The 22,543-nt window shown below is 48.8% G+C and carries 24 protein-coding genes and 1 other RNA gene; 12 read left to right on the forward strand and 13 right to left on the reverse strand.

The window, feature by feature from the left end:
- Positions 1–137 precede the first annotated feature (137 nt).
- The 5 genes from IV54_RS06915 to IV54_RS06935 all read right to left on the reverse strand — a co-directional run bounded on the left by IV54_RS06915 (position 138) and on the right by IV54_RS06935 (position 6,079).
- The gene (locus tag IV54_RS06915; protein ID WP_057878652.1) at positions 138–1,484 is read right to left on the reverse strand and encodes a glucose-6-phosphate isomerase; all 1,347 of its coding nucleotides are present in this window, start codon (positions 1,482–1,484) and stop codon (positions 138–140) included.
- 129 nt (positions 1,485–1,613) lie between these two features.
- Positions 1,614–2,480 (reverse strand): GRP family sugar transporter, encoded by an 867-nt coding sequence (locus tag IV54_RS06920; RefSeq protein ID WP_057878688.1) that lies wholly within the window; start codon positions 2,478–2,480, stop codon positions 1,614–1,616.
- 188 nt (positions 2,481–2,668) lie between these two features.
- The gene (locus IV54_RS06925) at positions 2,669–3,817 is read right to left on the reverse strand and encodes a class I SAM-dependent methyltransferase (RefSeq protein WP_057878653.1); all 1,149 of its coding nucleotides are present in this window, start codon (positions 3,815–3,817) and stop codon (positions 2,669–2,671) included.
- A gap of 61 nt (positions 3,818–3,878) precedes the next feature.
- Entirely contained in the window at positions 3,879–5,348 is a 1,470-nt protein-coding gene (locus IV54_RS06930) for a sensor histidine kinase (RefSeq protein WP_057878654.1), read from the reverse strand.
- Positions 5,345–6,079 carry a response regulator transcription factor gene (locus IV54_RS06935; protein ID WP_057878655.1) on the reverse strand — a complete coding sequence of 245 codons (735 nt, stop codon included), beginning with the start codon at positions 6,077–6,079 and terminating at the stop codon, positions 5,345–5,347. Before IV54_RS06935 ends, IV54_RS06930 begins: the two co-directional genes overlap by 4 nt.
- Before the next feature lie 267 nt (positions 6,080–6,346).
- On the opposite strand from IV54_RS06935, the gene ssrA reads away from it, so the two are divergent.
- Positions 6,347–6,717, forward strand: a transfer-messenger RNA (tmRNA) gene (gene ssrA / locus IV54_RS11535).
- 200 nt (positions 6,718–6,917) lie between these two features.
- Positions 6,918–7,421 (forward strand): hypothetical protein, encoded by a 504-nt coding sequence (locus IV54_RS06940; RefSeq protein WP_057878656.1) that lies wholly within the window; start codon positions 6,918–6,920, stop codon positions 7,419–7,421.
- A 218-nt stretch (positions 7,422–7,639) separates the two neighbouring features.
- On the opposite strand, the gene IV54_RS06945 is transcribed toward IV54_RS06940, so the two are convergent.
- Complete coding sequence (locus IV54_RS06945) at positions 7,640–8,626, reverse strand: IS30 family transposase (protein WP_057878657.1); 987 nt, start codon at positions 8,624–8,626, stop codon at positions 7,640–7,642.
- Positions 8,627–8,766: 140 nt separating this feature from the next.
- Positions 8,767–8,853 carry a type I toxin-antitoxin system Fst family toxin gene (locus IV54_RS11745; RefSeq protein ID WP_157054380.1) on the reverse strand — a complete coding sequence of 29 codons (87 nt, stop codon included), beginning with the start codon at positions 8,851–8,853 and terminating at the stop codon, positions 8,767–8,769.
- Between the two features lie 215 nt (positions 8,854–9,068).
- Between IV54_RS11745 and IV54_RS06950 the strand changes: the two genes are divergently transcribed.
- From IV54_RS06950 to IV54_RS06960, 3 genes are all read left to right on the forward strand, one after another.
- On the forward strand, positions 9,069–9,548 hold the full coding sequence (locus IV54_RS06950) for a pyridoxamine 5'-phosphate oxidase family protein (RefSeq protein ID WP_057878658.1): 480 nt from the start codon (positions 9,069–9,071) through the stop codon (positions 9,546–9,548).
- Positions 9,549–9,777: 229 nt separating this feature from the next.
- Complete coding sequence (locus tag IV54_RS12185) at positions 9,778–10,356, forward strand: C40 family peptidase (RefSeq protein ID WP_157054377.1); 579 nt, start codon at positions 9,778–9,780, stop codon at positions 10,354–10,356.
- 174 nt (positions 10,357–10,530) lie between these two features.
- Positions 10,531–10,914: a hypothetical protein gene (locus IV54_RS06960; protein ID WP_057878660.1), complete on the forward strand. Its 384-nt coding sequence runs from the start codon at positions 10,531–10,533 to the stop codon at positions 10,912–10,914.
- A 56-nt stretch (positions 10,915–10,970) separates the two neighbouring features.
- On the opposite strand, the gene IV54_RS12285 is transcribed toward IV54_RS06960, so the two are convergent.
- From IV54_RS12285 to IV54_RS06970, 3 genes are all read right to left on the reverse strand, one after another.
- Positions 10,971–11,135 carry a sigma factor-like helix-turn-helix DNA-binding protein gene (locus IV54_RS12285; RefSeq protein WP_083488546.1) on the reverse strand — a complete coding sequence of 55 codons (165 nt, stop codon included), beginning with the start codon at positions 11,133–11,135 and terminating at the stop codon, positions 10,971–10,973.
- 251 nt (positions 11,136–11,386) lie between these two features.
- Positions 11,387–12,772, reverse strand: coding sequence for a class II fumarate hydratase (locus IV54_RS06965; protein WP_057878661.1), 1,386 nt, complete (start codon positions 12,770–12,772; stop codon positions 11,387–11,389).
- Between the two features lie 139 nt (positions 12,773–12,911).
- Positions 12,912–13,406: an alcohol dehydrogenase gene (locus IV54_RS06970; RefSeq protein WP_057878662.1), complete on the reverse strand. Its 495-nt coding sequence runs from the start codon at positions 13,404–13,406 to the stop codon at positions 12,912–12,914.
- A gap of 214 nt (positions 13,407–13,620) precedes the next feature.
- On the opposite strand from IV54_RS06970, the gene IV54_RS06975 reads away from it, so the two are divergent.
- Positions 13,621–13,992 (forward strand): DUF1304 domain-containing protein, encoded by a 372-nt coding sequence (locus IV54_RS06975; protein ID WP_057878663.1) that lies wholly within the window; start codon positions 13,621–13,623, stop codon positions 13,990–13,992.
- Positions 13,993–14,451: 459 nt separating this feature from the next.
- On the opposite strand, the gene IV54_RS06980 is transcribed toward IV54_RS06975, so the two are convergent.
- Positions 14,452–14,631 (reverse strand): hypothetical protein, encoded by a 180-nt coding sequence (locus IV54_RS06980; RefSeq protein WP_057878664.1) that lies wholly within the window; start codon positions 14,629–14,631, stop codon positions 14,452–14,454.
- Positions 14,632–15,005: 374 nt separating this feature from the next.
- Here IV54_RS06980 and IV54_RS06985 point away from each other — a divergent pair, with 374 nt between their 5' ends.
- Positions 15,006–15,455 (forward strand): OsmC family protein, encoded by a 450-nt coding sequence (locus tag IV54_RS06985; protein WP_057878665.1) that lies wholly within the window; start codon positions 15,006–15,008, stop codon positions 15,453–15,455.
- Positions 15,456–15,530: 75 nt separating this feature from the next.
- Here IV54_RS06985 and IV54_RS11930 read toward each other — a convergent pair whose 3' ends face one another.
- A complete protein-coding gene (locus IV54_RS11930) occupies positions 15,531–15,707 on the reverse strand; it encodes a hypothetical protein (RefSeq protein WP_164479001.1) in 177 nt (58 codons plus the stop codon).
- Positions 15,708–15,767: 60 nt separating this feature from the next.
- A complete protein-coding gene (locus IV54_RS06990) occupies positions 15,768–16,211 on the reverse strand; it encodes a MarR family winged helix-turn-helix transcriptional regulator (RefSeq protein ID WP_057878666.1) in 444 nt (147 codons plus the stop codon).
- A 143-nt stretch (positions 16,212–16,354) separates the two neighbouring features.
- On the opposite strand from IV54_RS06990, the gene IV54_RS06995 reads away from it, so the two are divergent.
- The 5 genes from IV54_RS06995 to IV54_RS07015 are packed head-to-tail and all read left to right on the forward strand — an operon-like array spanning position 16,355 to position 22,420.
- On the forward strand, positions 16,355–16,918 hold the full coding sequence (locus tag IV54_RS06995) for a DUF5067 domain-containing protein (RefSeq protein ID WP_057878667.1): 564 nt from the start codon (positions 16,355–16,357) through the stop codon (positions 16,916–16,918).
- Between the two features lie 25 nt (positions 16,919–16,943).
- Positions 16,944–17,765 (forward strand): LicD family protein, encoded by an 822-nt coding sequence (locus IV54_RS07000; protein ID WP_057878668.1) that lies wholly within the window; start codon positions 16,944–16,946, stop codon positions 17,763–17,765.
- A 22-nt stretch (positions 17,766–17,787) separates the two neighbouring features.
- Complete coding sequence (locus IV54_RS07005) at positions 17,788–19,320, forward strand: Ppx/GppA phosphatase family protein (protein ID WP_057878669.1); 1,533 nt, start codon at positions 17,788–17,790, stop codon at positions 19,318–19,320.
- Entirely contained in the window at positions 19,317–21,482 is a 2,166-nt protein-coding gene (locus IV54_RS07010) for an RNA degradosome polyphosphate kinase (protein ID WP_057878670.1), read from the forward strand. Before IV54_RS07005 ends, IV54_RS07010 begins: the two co-directional genes overlap by 4 nt.
- Positions 21,482–22,420 (forward strand): Ppx/GppA family phosphatase, encoded by a 939-nt coding sequence (locus tag IV54_RS07015; protein WP_057878671.1) that lies wholly within the window; start codon positions 21,482–21,484, stop codon positions 22,418–22,420. The genes IV54_RS07010 and IV54_RS07015 overlap by 1 nt, the downstream gene beginning before the upstream one ends.
- The last annotated feature ends 123 nt before the right edge of the window (positions 22,421–22,543 follow it).

The raw sequence follows: 22,543 nt of genomic DNA on the forward strand, positions 1-22,543 counted from the left end.
GGTCAATTTCCGCCAGACAATGCCAATCTATGAAGACTGGCACCACAAGGTCCGCGTTTAATTTTACCATAGCTCTTCCCGACAAAAAACTCCCAACCCGTCATTAGCGGATTGGGAGTCTCAAATCGACCTTATTTTTAGAGGCGATCGTTCAATTCTTTACTGAGTTTTTCGAAGCCGGGCTTACCTAACAAGGCAAACATATTGGTCTTGTAGGCTTCAACCCCTGGTTGGTTGAATGGGTTAATCCCGTTCAGGTAACCAGAAATAGCAATGGCAACTTCGAAGAAGTAAATCAGGTAACCCAAAGTAAATGGGGTCTGATCTGGGATGTGGACGCTCATGTTAGGCACGCCACCATCGGTGTGGGCTAACACAACCCCTTCGTAGGCCTTTTGGTTAACAAAGCTCATTTGCTTGCCTTCCAAGTACTTCAAGCCATCGAGGTCATCTTCAGCAGTTGGTACGGCCACGTCATGTTGTGGCTTGTCGACCGTAATAACGGTCTCCATCAGCTTACGTTGACCTTCTTGGATGTATTGACCCAAGGAGTGTAAGTCGGTACTGAAGTTAGCTGAGGATGGGTAAATCCCCTTCTGGTCTTTCCCTTCGGATTCACCAGTTAATTGCTTCCACCATTCTGCGAAGTATTGCAGACGTGGTTCATAGTTTTCCAGCAATTCGGTGGTGTAACCCTTCCGGTAAAGGATATTCCGCAATGCGGCATATTGGTAGGCTTCGTTTTCGTTCAGATCGGGGTTGGTGTAATCCTTCTGAGCGGCAGCGGCCCCCTTCATCAACTGGTCAATGTCAGCGCCAGAAGCGGCAATTGGCAATAACCCAACGGCAGTCAAGACGGAGTAACGACCACCAACGCCATCAGGAATGACGAAAGTTTCGTAACCAGCCGCATCGGCCTCGGTCTTAAGGGCCCCACGAGCTTTATCGGTCGTGGCGTAAATCCGGCTCTTGGCACCATCTTCACCATACTTCTTCACTAACATTTCCTTGAAGAGGCGGAAGGCGATGGAAGGTTCCGTCGTGGTCCCGGACTTCGAAATAACGTTAACAGAGAAGTCACGGTCGCCGATCAAGTTGATCAGGTCGTGCACATAGTCGGGGCTAATGGAATTCCCGGCAAAGAAGACTTGTGGTGCCTGACGTTTGTCGGCTGGCAAGTAGTTGAAGAAGGTGTCGTTTAAGAAATCAACGGCCATCTTCGCACCGAGGTAAGATCCCCCGATACCAATGACAACGAGGACTTCGGAGTCAGACTGAACCTTCTTAGCAGCGGCTTGAATCCGAGCAAATTCATCCCGGTCAAAGTCCGTAGGCAACGTTAACCAGTCGCGGAAGTCGCTACCGGCACCGGTACCCTGACGTAATTCGGCATCTGCAGCCGTCACAAGCGCTTGCATTTCTCCGAGTTCATTGTCGTGAACAAATGGTTCAAGTTTGGAACGATCAAAGGCGATATGTGCCATATTTAGATAACCTCACTTTTATTGTTATTGACGAGTTAATTATAACGCATCCTGTTAAAATGTAAATGGCCTAGTCCAATTTAACATTTAAAACGGGACTGGCCGTTCCCGGTCAATCCCGCTAAATTGCTATTTCATAATTCCTAAGGTAACCCCACCCGCAACAACGAGCAGCGAGCCGATCGTGATATAAACCATTTCGCGACCCGTCTTCTTTTCACCCAGTAACCAGATACTCCCGAACGTGGAGATAACAATCCCACATTGTGCCAGAGAGTAACTGATGGCCAAGCCGACCCGTGGAATCGCCATGAACATAAAGAAGTTCCCGATTCCCCAGACAATCCCAGTCAAGATATTCTTGGCTGTGGCCTTGTGCCACACTTGTTGACGGGAGAAGATCACGAAGATCAAGGCCCCCAAGACCATCCCCAGTGATTGTGGGAACAGAATCGTTTGTGCCTTAAGACCAGAGAACTTCACGATAACCGTGTAGAGAATGTAACCCACCGTTGAAATCACGAGGGCGACGGTCCCCTTACCTGCCTGGATCTGCTTGTCACCAACCGCCACCTTGGCATTTGGATCCCGCAATGACGTTAAGACAGCACCGGCAATCAGAATGATCACGGCAATCGTCCCTAAGGTGATCATCCGTGTCGTATTCCATTCACCAAACAGCACAACCCCAGCCAACGCCGTCCCGGCCAGTTGTAACCCGGTAGAGATGGGCACTGTCCGTGAAATTCCGATGAACTTCATGGACTGAAATTGTTCAAATTGACCAACAGCCCAGCAGAGACCTGAAACGATCCCGACCAACAACGCCATACCAGTTAAGTGACTGTGGAAGTAGAACAAGGCAAAAAGACTAAAGATTACCGCCCCGACCGTCATCCCTAACGTTTGTTGGTATGACGTTCCTCCTAGGCGACCACTGATTAATCCAATGCTTCCCCAGCAGACCGCGGGGATTAAAGCCATTAAAATATAGATATTCATTTTGTAAACCTCAACTCTCGTTTCAACTTAGTCCTGTATAATTGTAAGCCTTCTCAATTAGCATTAGTAAGTTTAATAGTTTCGATTCGAATTGTAAACTCAAACTCTCTAAAAAAATCCCGAATGGCAAGTGGTCTATCCTACCAATCGGGAAATTTTACATCGTTTTCATTGAGCTTTCATTAGTTAACGGTCAACAGTAAGCCTTTTAAAGATTCGCTGTGACGGTCAGCCTGATTCGTTTGGAAATCTACTGGTGAGAGGTAATTATTGGAAACACTTACATGACCGGTATAATTTTGCAAGGCATCGCCAACCGTCTCCTTGAGACGCTTCATGCCATACATTGGCGTGGTCGTGGTCAAGACGACTTGCGTCCCGGTGTGGGCCACCTTGAGAGCCTGTTCGAGTAAGTCTTGCAGATCTTGTTCCAAGGTGAAGGTCCGCTTCTTACCACGGATAAAGGCTGGTGGATTGATGAAGATGGTATCAAAACTCAGGTCATGCTTGATGGCATAGTCCAAGTAGTTGGCAACATCCATCGTCCGCATCTCAACGGCCGCTTGATCCAGGTTGTTCGCAGCCAATTGCGCTTGTAAGGCTGTCGTAGCCCGGTTCGTTGGATCAACTGTGACGGCTTCAACGGCGCCACCGATCATGGCTGCAGTCACAATCCCCGTCTCGGCACTGAAGAGATTCAGGATCCGATGTTGTTGACTGTTTTCCTTAGCCCAGGCCCGAATGTCACGGAATTCCAAGGCAAGTTGTTGGCGTCCTGCTAACAGATCGACAGGATAAGCCACGCCATTTTCCATCACCGTCAGAGGTTGCTTGCCCAGGTCACCCTGGATAAGTTGCCCATGTTCTTGGTCTGGCGTGGTGGCCACAATCGTCTGGTCCTTCCCGATAGCACGGGCAAAGCCAGCGTAAATCAACTTGGCCTGCTGCTTCAAGGCCGTGTTCTGCCAGCGGAAGACGTAGGTCCCGTCATACACATCAACGACTAAGCCGCCCAGGCCATCACCGGTGCCGTTAAATAAACGGTAAGCGGAACTGCCAGTAATTGCTGAACGCCGAGCCGCAGCAGCTCTGAACTTGGTGGCAAAGAAACGATCATCGATACTTTCATTTTCCCGTAGGCTCAGGACGTACCCAATCCCTCGAGGTTGTTTGGCAAAATATGCGGTGGCAACGAAATGGCCATGGTTCTCTAATTGGACCCAGGCCCCGTTTTCAAAATCATTCTTGTTTTCTAAATCGGTCACGGACACGATTGGATAGCCGTCCTCGAACTTACGGACAGACTTCCCTGTAATTTGTACTTGCTTCAAAAGTTTCCTCCTTAATGATTCTTCTCATTGTATCACGGGAACACCCCGAGTACCGGGCAATTTACGAATTTGTCTTAGCTCTTTGCGAGTTTGTCTGGTGTTGGTCAGGGAAGATCACGGTAAACGTGGTCCCATGGTGTTCCTTACTCGTCACACTAATCTTACCATGATGCAGCTGAACTAGCTGGTGCACGATAGAGAGTCCCAGCCCAGACTCCCCGTATTTGGTATTCTTCCGGGAAGGATCGGCCTTGTAGTAACGCTCCCAAATGTTCTGGAGCTGTTCATCGGACATCCCCATCCCCGTATCGGCAACCTTCACAATCGTTTCCTCATAGCCCCGTTGTGCGGAAATGGTGATGGTCCCCTGCTGGGTAAATTGGATGGCATTCTGCGTGATGTTAAACATAATCTGCACAAAACGATCGTAGTCGGCGTAAACCGGAATTTCCTGAGGTGCCTGTAACTCCAATTGGTCCCCGCTGTCATCGGCCTTCTGCTTCAACTGCTCCACAATATTGTGAAGAGCATCGACAGCATTGAACTCATGGAGATTGAGTGAAATCTGATTGGACCGAATCTTCTCGTAATCCAGGTTTTCGTTAACCAACCGAATTAGCCGACTGGTTTCACTCCGCATCAGGTCAATACTCTCTTCCTTACTCTCCTCGGGGATGGCATTGTACGCCAGACCTTCGAGAAGTCCGTTGATAGTGGTCAACGGTGTCCGCATTTCATGCGAAGCGTTGGCCATGAATTCTCGCCGCCGCTGTTCCTGTCGCCGAATCTCTTCTTGTGAGTCTTTTAACGATTGCGTCATGCCGTTGAAGTCGTTAATCAAATCATCAATTTCATCACGATTACGACTGGCCATTTCGACATCGTAGTTTCCTTTGGCAACCTGATTCGTCGCCTTTCGAAGCTGATTAATCCGTGATGTATAGTAACGAGCCAACAGATAACTCGCCACGATCGCCACGACGATTGACACCAGGAGGGCTCGAATCAGATTGCGGTTAATCTGATTGACACTGGTATTAATGTCGGACACGAAGGCCCCCATCACGACAACCGCCACTAGTCGATGATTATAGAAGTAGGGTTTCATGACTTCGGTCATCGCGGGACTGATGCGCCCGTTCTTGGTTCGCACCCGTTTGTCCACGACTTTGTGAATGATTTTATTTTGTTTGAGCTTCTTCCAATCCGACTGGTTGATGGCTTGTTGGTAGACATTTGCCGGGAAAACCACCTTGTTGCTGGCACTGTAAATGGTGGTGCTCACAGCCTGGTTTTGCAGTAATTGTTCGCTACTTTCCAAGGACTCGGTATCGAAATCCACGTCGCGACTGTCTTCAGAGTTAATCCGCAGAGACTGCTCGATCAGACTATTGGAATATTTCTCGAGAGAATTCCAGGTATTGCTGTAGACCATATGCCGGGTCATCTGCGAATATGAAACTCCCATGATAATTAAAATAATCATGATGGCCGCAAAGAACCCAAGCATTTGTTGATACATTAACTTCATCGCTGATCGGCTCCACTATCATCAAATTTATAACCTACCCCCCAAACAGTTTGGATAATTTGAGGGCCAACCTTTTCAATCTTTTGCCGAAGCTTCTTAATGTGGGCATCCACAGTCCGTTCATCCCCGTAGTACTCGTAATCCCAAACCAACTGTAAGAGTTGTTCACGGGAAAAGACTTGCCGGGGCTTCTGCGCCAAGGTCTTCAACAGGTCGAATTCCTTGGGTGTCAGATCGTGAATTTGCTTGCCATTGAGGTAGGCTTCACGGGTCTTAGTGTTCAACTTAAAGTTCTCCGTCACCACATCAAAGGATTCGGTGTCATCCAAGGACTCAGTTGCCGTCGTCTTAGTCGTAGTCCCCAACTCAGCCCGCCGATGCAAAGCCTTGATCCGCGCGATTAAGGTAATCGGACTGAAGGGCTTGGTAACATAGTCATCCGCCCCCATCTCGAGACCTAAGACCTGATCGCTCTCCGAATCACGCGCCGTCAGCATGATAATTGGCACGGTTGGTGATAACTTGCGAATCTCCGCACTGACCTGCATCCCATCCAGTCCGGGAAGGTTCAAGTCCAACGTGACCATGTCCCAGTCGTTGGGTGAAGCGGCAAACATCTTCACGGCTTCATTGCCATCGTAGGCAAACTCCGCATCCCATTGTTCCTTTTTAAAAAACATCGACATCATCTGTGATACCGAATGGTTATCTTCAATCATTAATAACTTCATTGTGACCTCCAAAGTTAGGGCTACTAAATTCGGGGCCGGTAAAAGGTTGGTGCGCCATAGTGTCCTGAAATTAACAGGAGAATCAGAAGGCGTCATGACAGAATAATGAAGATTCTGTAACTTTTACCGGCAGTCCCTTAGCCATGTGGTTCCTTAACTACCTACTATACTATACCGCGAGATGGAAATTTTCCTTAAATTCGCCCCCAACAAGTTAAATTGTTTGCAGCTCCCCGACATTATGGTAGACTAGAACAGTATTGTCATGGGGCCGTTCTGGATTCGACTGGTATAGGTTGAACCTGAGCTGCGCGCCGTAGCGGCATCTACGTTAAAAGGTCCAGTTTATTATAACTGCAAAAAATAATAACAATTCTTACGCTTTAGCTGCTTAATAGGCGCTTAACGTAGATCCTCCTAGGCTTGCTCGCGGTCTAGATCTGGGTCCTAAATTTAACGGGCTTACGCTAACGACTCCCACCTGAAGTACGTTAGAAGAGAAAAATCAGGTTAGCTGAGCATGAGGGCCCTGACAGACGGCAAGTTGCTCAGCGAAATTTTAAATAGTCTGCCTATGCGTGTAGACGTTGAGGTGGCAATATGCTAGGACGCGGGTTCGATCCCCGCCGGCTCCATAAAGCTTTTCATAGAGAACCATAGGCGCCCATGAGCCTAATGAATCAACGCTTCTATTTTTTGAGCTTTCACACAAACCCATAAAGTGGTGTTCCGTGTGGGCTATCAAATAAATAGCGGTGGTTGGAATTGAACTGTTAACCTTCGGGCTAGCAGTTTTTTCTTAATTAAAAATCAAATTAGAACGGAGATTATACATAAAGTGAAATCTAAATTAGTCATCTCCATTGCCCTGTTACTTGCAGGAACAAGCACTGCCTTAATAGGGCCATCCGCGTATGCTAAAGATAAAGCCGTAACCATTCCAAAAATTTTACGTGGTAATTGGGTAAATCAAATTGAATACAAGTATCATAAAGGTAAATTTTATCGACAATCCTACATGTATACACAAGTAACAAAACATTATGTTATTTCTTCTAGATTTCAATCAGATGCCTATGGCACAAAAGTTGTTTCCTATAAGAAGGTTAAAAACTCAAAGACAGGAAAAAGAAACATTTATCGGTTAAAAGCCACTGATATTACCCTGGTACCTGTAAAAAAGCACACCTATCATTACGTTTACATGCGAAGAATAACTGTTGGCAAGAAACATTTTTTGAGTGTGGCTTTTAAGCTTGCAGATCTTGATCAAATTAATTCGATGTACGGAAACGCAAAAGATAATGGCCTTAACAAAGATTTTCAAACGCCGAAGAAATAACAACGTTGAAGAAAAGAATTTTAACACTGATTGAATAAAAGACCGATAGCAGGTATGAACTGCCTTTCCGCATGACCGGCAATTTTATTTGACCGTTCTTCACCCCTTTGCGCCGTTCTCTGTTATACTGAAGGTACAAAAGAAGTTTGTATCATCGGACTCACCAAAGGCCCCGACTATCGCAAGTAGTCAGGGCCTTTTTTATACGTGACGAATTGTCAAACCAAATGCAACACTTCATCAAATAAAACTTCTTCAGGGGTACAATAGTCTAGAACCTTTCTCGGACGGTGGTTTAGCTGCCATTGGCAACTCTTAATTTCCTCGTCCGTTCGCGGTTCCAGACTTTTATTTTTAGGGAAGTATTCTCGAATCAAACCATTCGTATTCTCGTTTGTGCCTCGTTGCTGAGGTGCATATGGATCTGGCCAGTAGATAGTAACACCAAGTTTTTCACGGATTTCCGCTAAGTTCAAAAACTCTGTTCCATGGTCCGGAGTAAGTGAAAGAACAAATTCCTTAGGAATTTGATCAAACATTGTTGTGAGGGCTTCATTCACTGATTGACCATTCTTTCGTTTGGCTTTTTGAATCAAAGTGTATCGAGTTAGTCGCTCTACTGCAGTCACTAAAACAGACTCGCCGACGTTACCAAGAATGGTGTCTATCTCCCAATCACCAATTCTAGTACGGTTGTTAACAAAATTAGGTCGTTCTTGAATAGGAATATAGTCCACCTTAGGTTCTCGATGTTTACGGTCTCCGGGGTGATGCCGCTTTCGACCTTTGTGTCTGAGATCTCGTCGAATCCCTGTATCTCCATGTGAAGAGAACGGTAAATTCAAATTATGGTTTTCAATGTGTCGATAAATCGTGTTATAACTAACCGTCACTTTGTTTTCTAACTTCAGGCGTTGAGAGATCTGTTGCGGGGACCAGTGATGTTCACGAGTCATTTCAATTACTTGAGCACATACTTCTGGGAGTTGTTCTAGAAGTCTTGGTTTATGACTGTGCTGTCTCCTGGAGTGATAAGATTCTTGGGCCTCAGAAGGAGAATAATGCCGTGGTATTCGGCGAATTTCCCTGGAGATAGTGCTTGGTGAACGATGTAGCCGTAAGGCTACACCTCGGATAGATAGACCTCTTGCCAATAATTCCAGAATACTTTCTCGTTCTTTTATAGTAAGATGGTGATAGCCCATAGCGAGCACTCCTTTACTTTTCTTGGTCGTTAAGTAATTGTACCCGCTATGGGTCTTTTTATTCAATTAGTGTTGCACTTCAATTGTAAATTTGTCGTCTATGTATAACAATAAACGGGTGGGTTAGCAGTTACCTAAAACTACCTGTGACGCCTACGGTCTAACCAGTCCGTAAATAAAGCTATTAGGATGCCAACAACAAGTGGCGCAAAAAAAGTTTGTAACATAAGGACTCACCTCCCCACTGTTGCTAGTGTGGGTTAGGCAACCTCTCCATTTTCCTTGACTGAAACCACAATGGCTACCGAACAGGTGCTTGCCTTGTCATCGAAATCAGCCAGGATCTATGTTGCAATTACAACAAAAGTGTTATACTAATAGTTGTCAACGACCATTCAGTACGACCGTTCGCTGGCAATTAATGATCTTGGAGGAATCGCCTATGTTTCGTGACATGCGTTTAGCTAAACAACAACTTTCAGCTGCCGATACGGCCCAAATTTTAAAGGATGCCGATTATGGGACTCTGGCTTTATGGGGGGAAGACTATCCCTACTCTGTCCCGATTAGTTATGTCTATGACGGCGAGAAGATCTACTTTCATGGGGCCACAACGGGCCTTAAGAACGATCTGCTGACTCACCACCAGAAGGTTTCCTTATCTGTGGTTGGCAGTCACTCCGTTCAACCCACCTCCTACACCATGTACTACACCAGTGTGATCGCCTTCGGAACGGCAACTTTGGTTACTAATCCCAAGATCATGCAACACGCGATGGAGATGACTTCTGAGAAATACGCCCCCGGCTTATTAAAGGGCGGTCGCGAGTACATCGCCTCTGAAAAAGGCAATTTTGCCGTTTACGAAATGTCCTTGGACCATGTCACGGGAAAGCGTTCCAGTCACCTATCCACCGACTAGTTCACTTGTTTCACCGATAATCCAAATACAACCTAAAGCATGAGTGCCGTTTGGTGGCTCATGTTTTTTTCATTCTAATAAGTGAGGACGTTACTAATTTGTCGCTGCCGTCATATTGGTAATCGAACTGTCTTCATTTGTCATCTCGACGCAACTCCCTCGCAAAATTCACGGGGTATACTGACCTTATCGTTAGTTAATTGCGATGACAAATTCTAAAAAAAGCGGAGTGAGCATTATCAATACCACAACTGTAAAAGTTTTAATCGGTACTTTAGGGGCAGCGGCCATGTTACTTGCCGGCACGCAAACGGCTTCGGCCCACATGACGGCCTCAACGCCACAAACTCAAGCCACGCAAACGACCCAAACGGCCGCAACGACGACCGCAACGGCTACAAACACGAGCTACAACCACACGAACAGTCAAGGGACTGCGACGAATACGGCAACGACCAGCAACGCTTCTGGCGCTGTGGCCAAAGCCTTATCAGTTGCCAACAGTGGCGTACCTTACGTCTACGGTGGTAGCAGTCTATCTGGCTTCGACTGTTCAGGTCTGGTTCAATACGCCTTTGGCCTGAGCGCCCGGACCACTTACCAACAAACGAACCTGGGCACCCACCATTACGATGTGGCGAACGCGCCAGCCGGTGCCATCTTGTTCTGGGGTTCCGAAAGTGCGCCTTACCATGATGGAATTTCCTTGGGTAACGGCCAATACGTCGCCGCCCAAAACGAAAATGACGGGATTGGCGTCTTCAGCCAAACCTACTGGGCTCCTAGCTACTACATTACCTTAAACTAATTCTTAACCTATGGGACGACTGACACGCTCAGTCGTCCTTTTTTGATCCCCAATCTAGTCTGGCTATCCACCTAACTAATAAGGATCACGATCGATCCCCTTCCCACTAAAGGTGGTAAGTTATGGTCGTTGCCAGTAAAGAAGAGTTCCCAGATTTGACTGGAGGGTGATTTTATGAAAAAATTCTGGCGCACTGGTATCGTTGCTGTAATTGGCTGCTTAGGGTTACTCATTCTGGCTTCACCGGTGATAGGTCATGCCGACCGACTGCCAGTCAATGATAATCTCCCAATTGAGCGGCCCAAGTTAGTGGCCCCTGGGTCAATGATTGCCACCGACTCCTACCGTTTAGCTCCGGTTTCTCACACGGCAATCACACGGGCAGCGACGATTCCACTACGTTGGTCCGCGATTAAACAAGCCACCGGAACCACCACAACTAGCTGGTCACACGTGTTGAACCGTCTTGGCATTGTCCTCTTGGCCGGATTAGTTGCGACTGGCGCCACCTATGCCCTCACCGACTGGCGGCGTTGGACCCCTCGTGTGGGCCGTTGAGTCGTTATAAATGAGATCATTAAACGACGTGAAGTCCGAAAACTTCACGTCGTTTTTTAGTGTTTTTTATTGATTAAGCTGAACCGGATCCCGTGGATCGCTGTAACCGAGGGAACTCGCCGCAATCGCATCTTCACTGTTTCCGGACGGCGACCGAGTCGCGCCGAAATCTCCTTGATTGATAGTCCTTGATCGCAACGGAGAATCAAGAGACAGCGCACCCCGAATCACCAGATATCGTTGGAGTTCCGTGGCTAGTTCCACCAGAAACGCTTCATAATTTGTCCAACCTCATGTCTCCCCTCCCTCTGCGTAGTAAACGAACGAACTCCCCCAAAAGTCACATTTTAATTGAAAGTTTTCTCGATTTCCTAAATTATACGCAATGCTAACCCCGTAACCGCCTGGTCCTCGACACACCTAAAAAGCCCCAAGTGACAGGTGCCATCACTCAAGGCCGCAATTCATTACATTAATCTTGCCGATCCACATTGGTCATTTTCAATGGGTCAACCCAAGCCGTAAACTGGTCAGCCGTCACTTTTCCCGATTGCAAAGCAACCTCACGTAGTGTTTTCCCGGATCGTTCAGCCTCCTGAGCAATCGCCGCACTGGCATGGTAGCCGATGTGCGGTGATAAGGCCGTAACTAGCATCAGTGACTGGTCCACCAATTCGGCCATCCGTTCGGCATTAACGGTCAGTCCCTGAACGAGTTTCGTGGTAAATCCAGCCACCGTTCCCGCCAGAACATCCGTCGACTCTAAGAAAGTCGCAATCAAAATAGGCTTGTACACGTTCATCTCAAAATTCCCCTGTGACGCCGCGACGGTCATGGTGACGTCGTTTCCCATCACCCGGGTCGCCGCCATTGTCAGAGCCTCTGCCTGCGTGGGATTAACTTTTCCTGGCATGATTGAAGAACCCGGCTCGTTAGCGGGAATATTCAGCTCACCATAACCAGCCCGCGGGCCACTTGCCAGAAAACGAATATCATTCGCAATCTTCATGAGATCACTAGCTAGCGTGGTCAGCGCCCCATGCACCACGGTCAAACCAGAGTGGGCAGCCAAACCAAAGAACTTATTGGTTTTGGCGGTAAAGGCCAGATCATAATCAGCAGCCAGTTGGGTCGCCACCGCGGCCGCAAAGCCCGGAGCAGTGTTCAATCCCGTTCCGACGGCAGTTCCCCCGATCGGTAATTCCAGTAATGTCGGGGCCAAAGTCTTCAGATAGTCACGGTCATGAGTCAACATGCTAACCCACCCACTAATTTCCTGTCCAAAAGTCAGCGGTGTCGCGTCTTGGAGATGGGTCCGACCAACTTTGACCACATGTTGGTAAGCCATTTCCTTCTTTTGAAATTCAGCAATCAACCGATCCACTACCACTAGCAGGTTGTGAACCGCTACCGCTGCTGTAATCGTCATCGCCGTGGGAAAGGTATCGTTGGAACTCTGACTGTGATTGACATCATCATTCGCCAGGACCCCGCTGGTCACATCGAGGCGTTGCGTTTGATGCGCGATAACCTCATTGACGTTCATATTGGTCTGCGTGCCCGACCCCGTCTGATAAACGTGGAGCGGGAAGTCCTGTTGCAGTTTGGCATCATCCAAAGCCGATAAGGTATCAACCGCCTGAATAATCAACTGGGCTTTCTGTTCTTGAATCTCGCCCAGGTCACGATTGGCCACCGCTGCTGCCCGCTTAATCCGCAGGAGAGCCCGAATGACTGGCAAGGGCATCAGTGGCCCCGTCATAAAGTTATGGCGGCTACGCTCCGTCTGAGGCCCCCACAATGCCGTCGCAGGAACCTTCACCGTGCCAATAGTATCCGCTTCTTCTCGATACGCCATCTCATCACGCCTCTCTCATCTAATCTCTTGATCCAGCATATCGGCCCGCGTCGTCTACGTCAAGCGACCCCCAATCGAACGCACAAAAAAAGCCATCTCGTTGAAGATGACTTACTTTCGTTTCAACTTGGGACTGCCACTAACCCTCGACAGTTTCTGCCAATTGAACTTGATTATTCTTTGCTAATTGTTGTTCTGCCCGCCGCCGAGCAGCGACTGCATCGTCAAAGTCACTAAAAGTTTGATTCAAGACGTAACGACCGTGGTAAAATAGGCGTGCAGCCCATTTACCGGAGCGTTTGTCGAAACTAACCCCGATAACCCCCGAAATGTTGCGGGAACTAATCTTCGTTAAGGCCGCAACGTTAGAGCCATTAACCAGTGGCAGGTTGGTGGCATTCCCAATTTGCTTTCGCGTCCGAGGATCCTGAGTCAACCGTGCCTTGCTGATGTCGCGACGGTAGCAACCGCAACTGACCGTGATGCCATGGCGCAGGCGGTAACTATCCACTGTGACTAACCGCCCACAGCTACATTTACACAGCCAGGTGGCATTGCCGTTCTTCGCAGTTCCGTCACGACGAATAACCGTCAGTCTGCCGAATTGTTGTCCACTTAAATCTAGGAGTCTCATAAATAATTCCTCCATTCAATTAGTCATCAAGCCTGATATGCCGCAGATTAATCCGATCTCTTTCCGCTCTTCTCCGTTAACTTAACGCTTACAATACTATTCTACACATCAAACTAAAAACTAGCTTAAAGTCCCAACCTTTTTTGGTTTTATTGGTGACCCCTAACAACTTGTTATTCTAACATGAACTTACTTTGGAAAGAAGGAATCACTTATGGATATCATACTCACTTTTCTAATCTACGTCGTCGCGCTTGAACACCTGGCCATTATGGGGCTGGAGATGTGGGGACGCCCGGAGACCCAGTCTAAAGCCTTTGGCATGCCACTCGAATTCGTCCGCCAAGTCCCTGCCCAAAAAGCCTTGGCCAATCAAGGTATCTATAATGGCATGGTCGGTGTGAGCTTGCTGATCAGCCAATGGGTTCTCAGTGGCCGTTCACAACTCCTCACAACCGCAATTTTTCTAATCTTCATTGTGGTCGTTGCCCTCTTCGGTAGTCTGACCGTCAAGAAAGAAATTTTTTGGCTTCAAGGAATGCCGTCGCTTGTCGCGTTACTCGTTTTACTAACCTTGTTAATTTAACCAAACCTTTAGGGTAAGTGTTTACAGGTGCGAGAACATAGGTTATAATAACAGTACATATTCAGGTTAAGACCTGCCACGGCATTTCAATCGTTGGAGGAGTTAATTGACATTTAGCCATTATTAACACCGTTGAAGCCGTACACATACTTCTATTCTGCTGGTTGCGTTCATTCGTAACTAGCTTTTTTTATACCCAAAATTAAAAAGCGGTCAGGACAACGTCCCGACCGCGACTAGCTTCCTATTTACATTCGACTCGCTGCAAGCCACAATCTCAGCATGTGATAAATGACAACACCCATTGCCCCCACAAAAAGTGTGCCACTCACGTAATAAAGATAATACACCACTGGATGTTTCATAATTTGGCCCCCTTACTAGTTAAGCAAAGCCTAACACGGCGAACCAAACTCGTCCCCGAGTTTTAACCAAAATTCGATGACTAATCTAAGTGGCCTAACCAACCGGCGAGGCTTCCCGCCGACGGGCGGCTGCCACAATTGCCTCTTGTTGTGCAATTGTCGCCGTAAATTGGCGCATCAGGTCACGCTCGATGACCTGCGCGCCATGCTCTTGAGCCCGGCGCGACACCATTTGAAACTTCTTACGTTCAGTCAATAAGTCTTCCGTTAACATATGGCTCCCCCCAAAAGAATTCGCCAGTGTTCTGTTACCGTTAAGTACATTATATACATTTGATCTGAAGCGGTCTAGGTTTATTTTGATTTTGATACAAAAATTTTACAATCACCATTTATCAGGCTTTATACTGGTACCTAGACGTTTTAGGGGCGTGACGAATTACTCAACATTAGGCTAAATAATAAGTTGTTTTATAATTGGTCTAGGTGATGTGTGCAACCGTTTGACAACTAGGCAAATCTTGGATCATCGTAATGATTTAAACTATCAACGGTCAGTGGTTTGGGTCCGCGACCTGCTCTGCATATTGATTGTCTTTCTCCGCTAAACAGGGTAACCTTAGGGTAAATTAAAAGGAGGCCGTCCACATGCCAACTGATCGCGAAAAGTTTCCGCCCCTCTACCAGACCATTGCCGCTAACGACGCCGGCTTAGAGGGTAACGCCTACATTACCGACGGTGGCTTAGATGTCTTAACCAGCGATCCCCTCAACAACCAGCCTGGAACCAATCCGGAACAACTACTAGGATTGGCGCTCAGTACCTGTCTCAATGCCACTCTGGCGGCCATCGAGAAGCGCGACGGCTTGCCGCACACCTCCCAGGTTCACACGCTAGTTGAATTTGCCCGCGACTATCGGGGATTTCAGTTCTATTTGACCGCCCAGGTTGCCATCCCCGGCGTCGATGCCTCTACCGCACAGCGCATGGTGGATCTCGCCGAGCGTCGTTGCCCCGTCGCTAAACTTCTTGCTGGAAATGCCAACGTTCAAATCGTCCTGGTTGATCACATTAATTTCACGATGCCCACGGCTTAACCCCGCCATGGTTCAAAATAAAAATGGACCACACGCCCTGACAATCCGTCAGTTTGTGTGGCCCATTTGTTATTCTTAATGCCGTGTAAAACGTTGCTTGACGCGGTCCCACCACGAGTTGCGGGCGTTCGGTTCGCTGTAGACAAACGACCGATTCTGCCGTGCCGACCGCTTGTCATCGTGGCCATCTTCCATGAAGACAATCTTGCGCCAGCGCTTTGCCTCTTCATCACTCATGCGCTTTTTGCTCATTGACTTCAATCTCCTTCTTACCCAGCGCTAGTCCACTGGTTCGCTGTAGCTGGTTTGCCGCTACTTTTTCATGCGGGTAACCTGACTGAATTCACGAATAAAATCCAGTACCTCGTGAACCCGATCGTCCCCATACAGATCGATCCAGCCTTGAAACCGGCTGTTGATCCGCTGACGAATCACCCGTTCGGCACGGGTGCCGGCCGGGGTCGCTAACAGGTATAAACGGCGACGATCATTCTCGTCCGGCCGTTGTTGCAGGTAACCCTGCTTTAACAACACCTTAATCTGCCGCGAGATCGCACTCCGCGTCACCTGTCGTTTACTGGCAATATCCATCAACGTGACGTTGGTGTTTTGCGTGATATCACGCAAAATGAGGTACTGCTCAAAGGACAAGTGAAACTCCTTAGCGGGCTCAGAAACGAACTCACCTAAGTACTTGATTGAATTCATGTAAACATCAATGAAGGCGTCCAACAAGGACTCTTCCTGTTCAGCCATGATTAACCCCACCTACAATTCTCAAAATACGATTTTTATATTAGCATTTACGCCTGACAAATACCAGCTTTTTCCGCCCGTTACGGCCGTGGCTAGGGCCAACCTATGCTAAACTAGAGTTGAACACAAAGGGGGAGCTATATATGAAACATTTTATAACAAGTGTTCTTGCTCTAGGAACCCTAACGCTCCTAGTCGGTTGCGGTCAAACAACGACCACAACCCACCAAAAATCCAGTCAAACCCAGACCAGCAAAAAGGCTGTCAGTCACGCTAAGCCGGCCTCAAGTTCATCTAGCCAGCCGATTACGGCGACCTTCAAGAATCAGGCCTTTACCACGCAACACGTGACCTTCAAGCTCACTGGTCAACAGGTGACGGCCAGTTCAACGGCTAACCGCCAGTTGTTCGTTCTCTATTATACCGTAACCAACCAACAAGGTAAGTCGATTGTGCCCAGCGATCTCTGGGAATCGGCGGTCAGTGCCACCCAAGATGGGCACACACTCACCACTGGCAATCTCGCCTTCACCACCGATCAGACTCAAGATAACAACCGGTTAAACCGAACCGTGATGCCGTTAGACTCCGGTAAGTCCGTGACGGGTCTGGCCACATTTGAACCCAAGAATCAGGATCCGGTTATCATAACCTTCAAGGATAGCAACGGTCACACCATTCATCAGAGTCGCTACCCGATGTCTTAAAATTTGTTGTCGAAAGGATCCAACTATGACCGAACTTATTGAACGCATTCATCAAATCGAACTAGGAAATCTTTTCCAATTCATTCACTTGTGCGAGCAGCTCGACCTGCCCTACTTTATGATGGGGGGATCGCTCTTGGGCACCGTTCGCCACCAAGGCTTCATCCCCTGGGACGACGATGTTGACGTCGGTATGCTCAGAGCCGACTACGACCGCCTCCTGGCCGCTGCACCCGCGCTCCTAGCAGATACCCATTATTTTCTTCAGACACCGGCTAGCGACGAGAATTACGGTCTCAGCTATGCCAAACTGTTAGACCGGAACACTTACATTGAAGAAAAGAATAACGTCAACAGCGCCCGCAAGGGAATCTTTATCGACATCTTCCCCCTGGACCGCATTTCGAACGATCCCAACCAACAGCGTGAACAGATGGCCAAGTTTCAACTGTTAAATACGCGGCTACTCTTTCAGCTTCGTTACCACCTGGTAGACACTCCGCTACGCAAGTTCCAGTCGGGACTCAATCCCGACCAGTTGGCGGATGCGCGCTCCCTGAAAGCCGAGCGGCAGGCCGTGATGACCCAGTATGAATCCAACACGACGTTACCACGGGTGAAGAACCTCGCCTCGCAATATGCTTACGCTAAGGAAACCTTTACCGTTGCGGAGCTAACCGACTTAACCCCTCTGCCCTTTGAGCAGTTGACTGTTCAAGTTCCGGCAAATTATGCTAACATTTTGACACGTATGTATGGGGATTTTATGACCTTGCCGCCGGCCAATCAGCGGACGGAGAAACATCTAGAAAAGGTCATCATGGATAACCAAGTCTTTACCGATTAAATTAGAAAAGGGTGATGGGTTTATGGCTGATAACTATTTTGGCGCCATGCTGGTAAACGTCTCCAGTATTGAGCTATCGATTGTTAACTTAAAAACGGGGACGCAGACCGAACGAGTCCGCTCCACCGTCGCCATTGGGGAAAACATTTACAACCATGAGGCAATCAATTTTGAGAACGTCGCCGAGGCCGCCGAAGCCCTCCGCGGATTTCTGCAGATCATCAAGGACTATGGGATCACCAACTACCAACTCTGGGGATCACAGGCCCTCTCGGCTGCACCAAATGCCGAGTTCATTCGCGACCAAATTCTGAGTAGAACCGGCCTCAGTATCAAATGGCTGTCGTTGGCTCAAGAGTCCTTTGTTCGAAACGAAGCGATCGCCCTCAGGTTCAAGCCATACCCACAACTCGTGGCCAAGAATGCCGCGATTATTGGCCTCAACTCTGGGAGCACGACCTTCTCCTTCTTTGCGGATAGCCAATTAGTCGCATCACACAATATGAAATTGGGGCCGATCCGCATCAAAGAGGTACTCCAGAATCTCCGGGCCACGGCGCCGAATCCGGTCGACGTGCTTGACGACTACATCAATAGTAAGGTTGACGACTTCTATCGATTCTTACCCAAAGCCCTGCGGACCACGCCCAATCAAGTCATCTTGGTCGGCGCGGCGCCACTCAATAATTACTTTATTCCGACCGGTGAGAATAGTCGGACCCTGACTCGTAAACAATTTGCTTCATTTACCCATCAAGTCATGGATGCTTCTAATCAATTCTTGATGGAAGAACTCCACCTGACCGAAGAAAACGTAGAACTCGTTCTTCCAGAAGTGTTGTTGATTCAGAAGCTTCTGACGGTAGTGCACGCGGATGCCTTACATCTGGTCAACCTCAACGTACTCGACGGCCTCACCACTAACGAGCAAATCGCCGCGGGCTACCACCCTAATGAACATTTCGAGGAACAGATCATTGCCGCCGCCACCGACCTGGCCCACCGTTACCGCGTCGAGCCGCACCACATGGCATTGGTCACCCACTTCTCGTTACACCTGTTCGACCAACTGAAGTCGTTGCACCACCTGACCAATCGTGACCGCTTGTTACTTCAAGTTGCGGCCATCGTTCACGATATTGGCGGTTTCATCGACACCCATGAACACTATTTACACTCCGACTACGTCCTCAAGCAATCTGAAATCTTAGGACTCTCGGCGGAAGAAACCCAGATCATTGCGGCTGTATCGCGCTATCACAGCACACGGACGCCGGCAGAAGACCTGGCACACTTCCAGCAACTCACGCCTGACAAACGGTTGATCGTGGCCAAACTGGCCGCTATCCTCCGGTTGGCCGACGCCTTAGATGATGCTCACCAGCAGACTATCAGCCGTATCTCCGTTTCCGTTCGGCCAAGCAAGGTCATCATTACGGCCTTTAGTGACGATGAGTTGTCGTTAATTCACTGGGCTTTCAACTATAAAGCGCAATTCTTTACGGACGTTTTCGGATTAAAGCCCGTGCTTAAGCAGAGGAGGTCTCACAAATGACGGTTAATTTTGATAAACCAAAGTATTACACCAACCGCGAACTAAGTTGGTTGGACTTTAATGACCGGGTACTGGAAGAAGCACGAGACAAGGCGAACCCTCTCTTAGAGCGCGTTCGTTTTCTCGGTATTACCCAGAGTAACGTCGACGAATTCTTCATGGTTCGCGTGGCTTCCCTTTCTAAGTTAGCCGCGGTCAACTATGCCAAGCCCAATGCCTCTGGTTTAACGGTTAAGGACCAATTGATCGCGGTCAACCAAAAGGCCCACGACCAAGTGGTCAAGCAGTATTCCACGCTCAATCGTATGTTACTGCCATTGCTGGCGAACCTCGACATCCATTTGAAGGAACCCAGCGATCTCACCATGCAACAGACCCGGTTCATCGAAAAGTACTTCAATGATGAAATTTCCCCGGCACTCACGCCCATGGCGGTCGACAGTTCACGGCCCTTCCCATTTATTGGGAATAACACGTTGAACTTGGCTTTACGGCTCTATAAGAATGGCAATAAAAAGGACAAGCGTTTCGCCACCGTGCAAGTTCCTGGGATTTTCCCACGGACTGTACGACTTCCCGGCGCCGACAACGATTTCATCCTCCTCGAAGACATCATTAAAACTTATATTGGCAATCTCTTCGTGGGCTATGAAGTCAAAGAATCCGCGACCTATCGCGTCATTCGTGACATGGACTTGGACGTCGCCGAAGAGGATACTTCGGATCTCTTAAAGGAAGTTAAGCAACAACTGAAGCGTCGAGAACACGGGAGTGCCGTGCGCCTCGAAGTTGAAGCCGGCATTACCAACGCCCTGCAACAGCGACTGGCTAGTCTCATTAAAATCGACAACTACGCGGTCTACAACATCAGCGGTCCTATCGACCTGACCTTCTTGAGTAAATGGACCAAGCAGATCAAGGGTCCGGCCGACCTCAACTACCCAGCCTTCAGCTCGGCTAAAATGGCGGGTGTTACCGCCGACGATGATATTTTCAAAACGATTCGTCAACACGACGTCCTGCTCCACCACCCTTATGACAGCTTCTCAGCGGTGACCGAGTTAATCCGCCAAGCAGCCTATGACGATGAGGTCCTGGCGATTAAGATGACCCTCTATCGCGTGTCTGCCAACTCGCCTATCGTGAAATACCTAGGCTCCGCTGCGCAGAATGGCAAACAGGTGACGGTGCTGGTCGAAGTTAAGGCCCGTTTCGACGAAGAAAACAACGTCCACTGGGCGCAACAACTCGAAAAGATGGGCTGTCACGTGATCTACGGGCTCATCGGCCTCAAGACCCACTGTAAGCTCACTTTGATTGTCCGTCGTGAACCCGATGGTATCCGGCGTTACATGCACATGGGTACCGGGAACTACAACGATGTCACCGCCCACTTCTACACCGACCTCGGGTTGATGACAACCAACACGGACATGGGGATCGATGCCTCCAACATTTTCAACATGCTGTCCGGCTACTCCGAACCCCCTTATTTCCACCAATTGCACATGTCACCCGATGGTATCCGCGAATTTATCGTCACGAAGATCGACCAGGAGATCACGAACGCCAAGGCCGGCCAACCCGCTTGGATCGAAATGAAGATGAACTCGCTGTCCGATTCCGATATGGTCGCCAAGCTCTATGAGGCCTCTCATGCCGGCGTTCACGTCAAACTTATCGTGCGGGGAATCTGTTGTCTCAACGTGGGTATTCCAGACATCAGCGACAACATCGAGGTCCATTCAATCGTCGGTCGTTACCTGGAACACAGCCGAATCTACGGCTTCGCTAACGCGGGTGACCCCCAAGTCTACCTGTCCAGTGCCGACCTCATGACGCGGAACCTCAACCGTCGAGTGGAACTCCTCTTCCCAATTCTGCAGGAAAATCTGAAGCAACGGGTCTTTGACATTTTCGCAACGCTCTGGCATGATAACGTCAAGACTAGAGTGTTGTTGCCGGACCGGACATTTGCCCGGGTTGACCGGCGCGGCTTAGAGCCGCTCAACGCTCAGGCGGACTTCATGGACCAGGCAACCGTGCGGAATCAGGCAGCAACGGTACGACCAGCTCAGGCGAAGAACGCCCCGCGGCAGTTCAAACCGATGCTCAGCCCGAAGAATCAACCAAAATCCCCCATTGATCGGAGTCCTCAGTAATGGAAAACTTAGTCGTCATTGACTTGGGTTCGAATTCGGTTCGTATGACTATCAGCGAAATCGATGGTGATGGTAACCATAAAACCATCGAACAAGTCAAACGTTACGTACGTTTATCAGAAAATATGGGTGAAGAGCGTCTGCTCCAACCTGCCGCCATCGAACGAACCCTCGCCGCTCTCGGTGAATTCAAGGCCATCTACAGCAAGCTCAAGAATCCCGATATTCAAGCGGTGGCCACGGCAGCTGTTCGCCAAGCCAGCAATCAGAAACAATTTCTCAAATTGGTCAAGGATCAGTTTGACCTGTCATTTACGGTCATTTCTGGGGCCCAGGAGGCCCGTTACGACTACCTGGGGGTCATCAATACCCTCCCCGTCGTAAATGGCTTGCTGGTCGATACAGGCGGTGCCTCGTCGGAATTGATTCTGGTTCAAAATCGGCAAATGAAGCATGTCGTTTCCATTCCCTTGGGGTCGGTAACCCTGTCGCAAGCCTACTTGGAAAGCGACATGGTCAAGTCTGATTCACTCTTCGCCGCTATGACCTTCGTCAACAACGTCTTCAACGACGTTTGGTGGTTACGCGAAGCCACGAATCTTCCGGTCATCGGCTTGGGTGGGGCTAACCGAACCCTGGCCAAGATTAACCGTCGACGCAAGAACTTCTTGAATTTCGAGGACGTTCACGGCTACAAACTTACCGCTGATGACGTTTACGCCACCTTGACCCAGTTGCTTGGCTTGGACCTCGCGGGTCGCAAGAAAGTTCCTGGACTATCTAAGGACCGCGCCGACATCATTGTGGGTGGTCTCATCCCCGTAACCCTACTGATGCGGTTACTTGACTCGCGGCAGATCACCTTCTCCAATGCCGGCCTGCGTGACGGCATTCTCTTCAACCGAATCAATGAAATCAAGAATGACGCTAAAGACTAAAGAGTGTGACAAAAGGCGTTTAGTCAATGAGCATTAACGTCGATAGACGAATAATCCCGGTCTTGGATTGTTTGTCTATCGGGGTTAAGCGGAGTTGACTGCCTTTTGTCACACGTTTCGACT

This window comes from Levilactobacillus paucivorans (genome assembly GCF_001437125.1).
Lineage (GTDB): Bacteria > Bacillota > Bacilli > Lactobacillales > Lactobacillaceae > Levilactobacillus > Levilactobacillus paucivorans.

Excerpts from the sequence above, each read along its gene's own strand:
- IV54_RS11745 (WP_157054380.1), bottom strand. The coding sequence starts at position 8,853 with ATGTTACAAACTTTTTTTGCGCCACTTGTTGTTGGCATCCTAATAGCT.
- IV54_RS06975 (WP_057878663.1), top strand. The coding sequence starts at position 13,621 with ATGGATATCATACTCACTTTTCTAATCTACGTCGTCGCGCTTGAACAC.
- IV54_RS06995 (WP_057878667.1), top strand. The coding sequence starts at position 16,355 with ATGAAACATTTTATAACAAGTGTTCTTGCTCTAGGAACCCTAACGCTC.
- IV54_RS06930 (WP_057878654.1), bottom strand. The coding sequence starts at position 5,348 with ATGAAGTTAATGTATCAACAAATGCTTGGGTTCTTTGCGGCCATCATG.
- IV54_RS07015 (WP_057878671.1), top strand. The coding sequence starts at position 21,482 with ATGGAAAACTTAGTCGTCATTGACTTGGGTTCGAATTCGGTTCGTATG.
- IV54_RS07005 (WP_057878669.1), top strand. The coding sequence starts at position 17,788 with ATGGCTGATAACTATTTTGGCGCCATGCTGGTAAACGTCTCCAGTATT.
- IV54_RS06980 (WP_057878664.1), bottom strand. The coding sequence starts at position 14,631 with ATGTTAACGGAAGACTTATTGACTGAACGTAAGAAGTTTCAAATGGTG.
- IV54_RS06970 (WP_057878662.1), bottom strand. The coding sequence starts at position 13,406 with ATGAGACTCCTAGATTTAAGTGGACAACAATTCGGCAGACTGACGGTT.
- IV54_RS11930 (WP_164479001.1), bottom strand. The coding sequence starts at position 15,707 with ATGAGCAAAAAGCGCATGAGTGATGAAGAGGCAAAGCGCTGGCGCAAG.
- IV54_RS06935 (WP_057878655.1), bottom strand. The coding sequence starts at position 6,079 with ATGAAGTTATTAATGATTGAAGATAACCATTCGGTATCACAGATGATG.
- IV54_RS06950 (WP_057878658.1), top strand. The coding sequence starts at position 9,069 with ATGTTTCGTGACATGCGTTTAGCTAAACAACAACTTTCAGCTGCCGAT.
- IV54_RS06990 (WP_057878666.1), bottom strand. The coding sequence starts at position 16,211 with ATGGCTGAACAGGAAGAGTCCTTGTTGGACGCCTTCATTGATGTTTAC.
- IV54_RS07000 (WP_057878668.1), top strand. The coding sequence starts at position 16,944 with ATGACCGAACTTATTGAACGCATTCATCAAATCGAACTAGGAAATCTT.
- IV54_RS06960 (WP_057878660.1), top strand. The coding sequence starts at position 10,531 with ATGAAAAAATTCTGGCGCACTGGTATCGTTGCTGTAATTGGCTGCTTA.
- IV54_RS07010 (WP_057878670.1), top strand. The coding sequence starts at position 19,317 with ATGACGGTTAATTTTGATAAACCAAAGTATTACACCAACCGCGAACTA.
- IV54_RS06945 (WP_057878657.1), bottom strand. The coding sequence starts at position 8,626 with ATGGGCTATCACCATCTTACTATAAAAGAACGAGAAAGTATTCTGGAA.
- IV54_RS06965 (WP_057878661.1), bottom strand. The coding sequence starts at position 12,772 with ATGGCGTATCGAGAAGAAGCGGATACTATTGGCACGGTGAAGGTTCCT.
- IV54_RS06915 (WP_057878652.1), bottom strand. The coding sequence starts at position 1,484 with ATGGCACATATCGCCTTTGATCGTTCCAAACTTGAACCATTTGTTCAC.
- IV54_RS06985 (WP_057878665.1), top strand. The coding sequence starts at position 15,006 with ATGCCAACTGATCGCGAAAAGTTTCCGCCCCTCTACCAGACCATTGCC.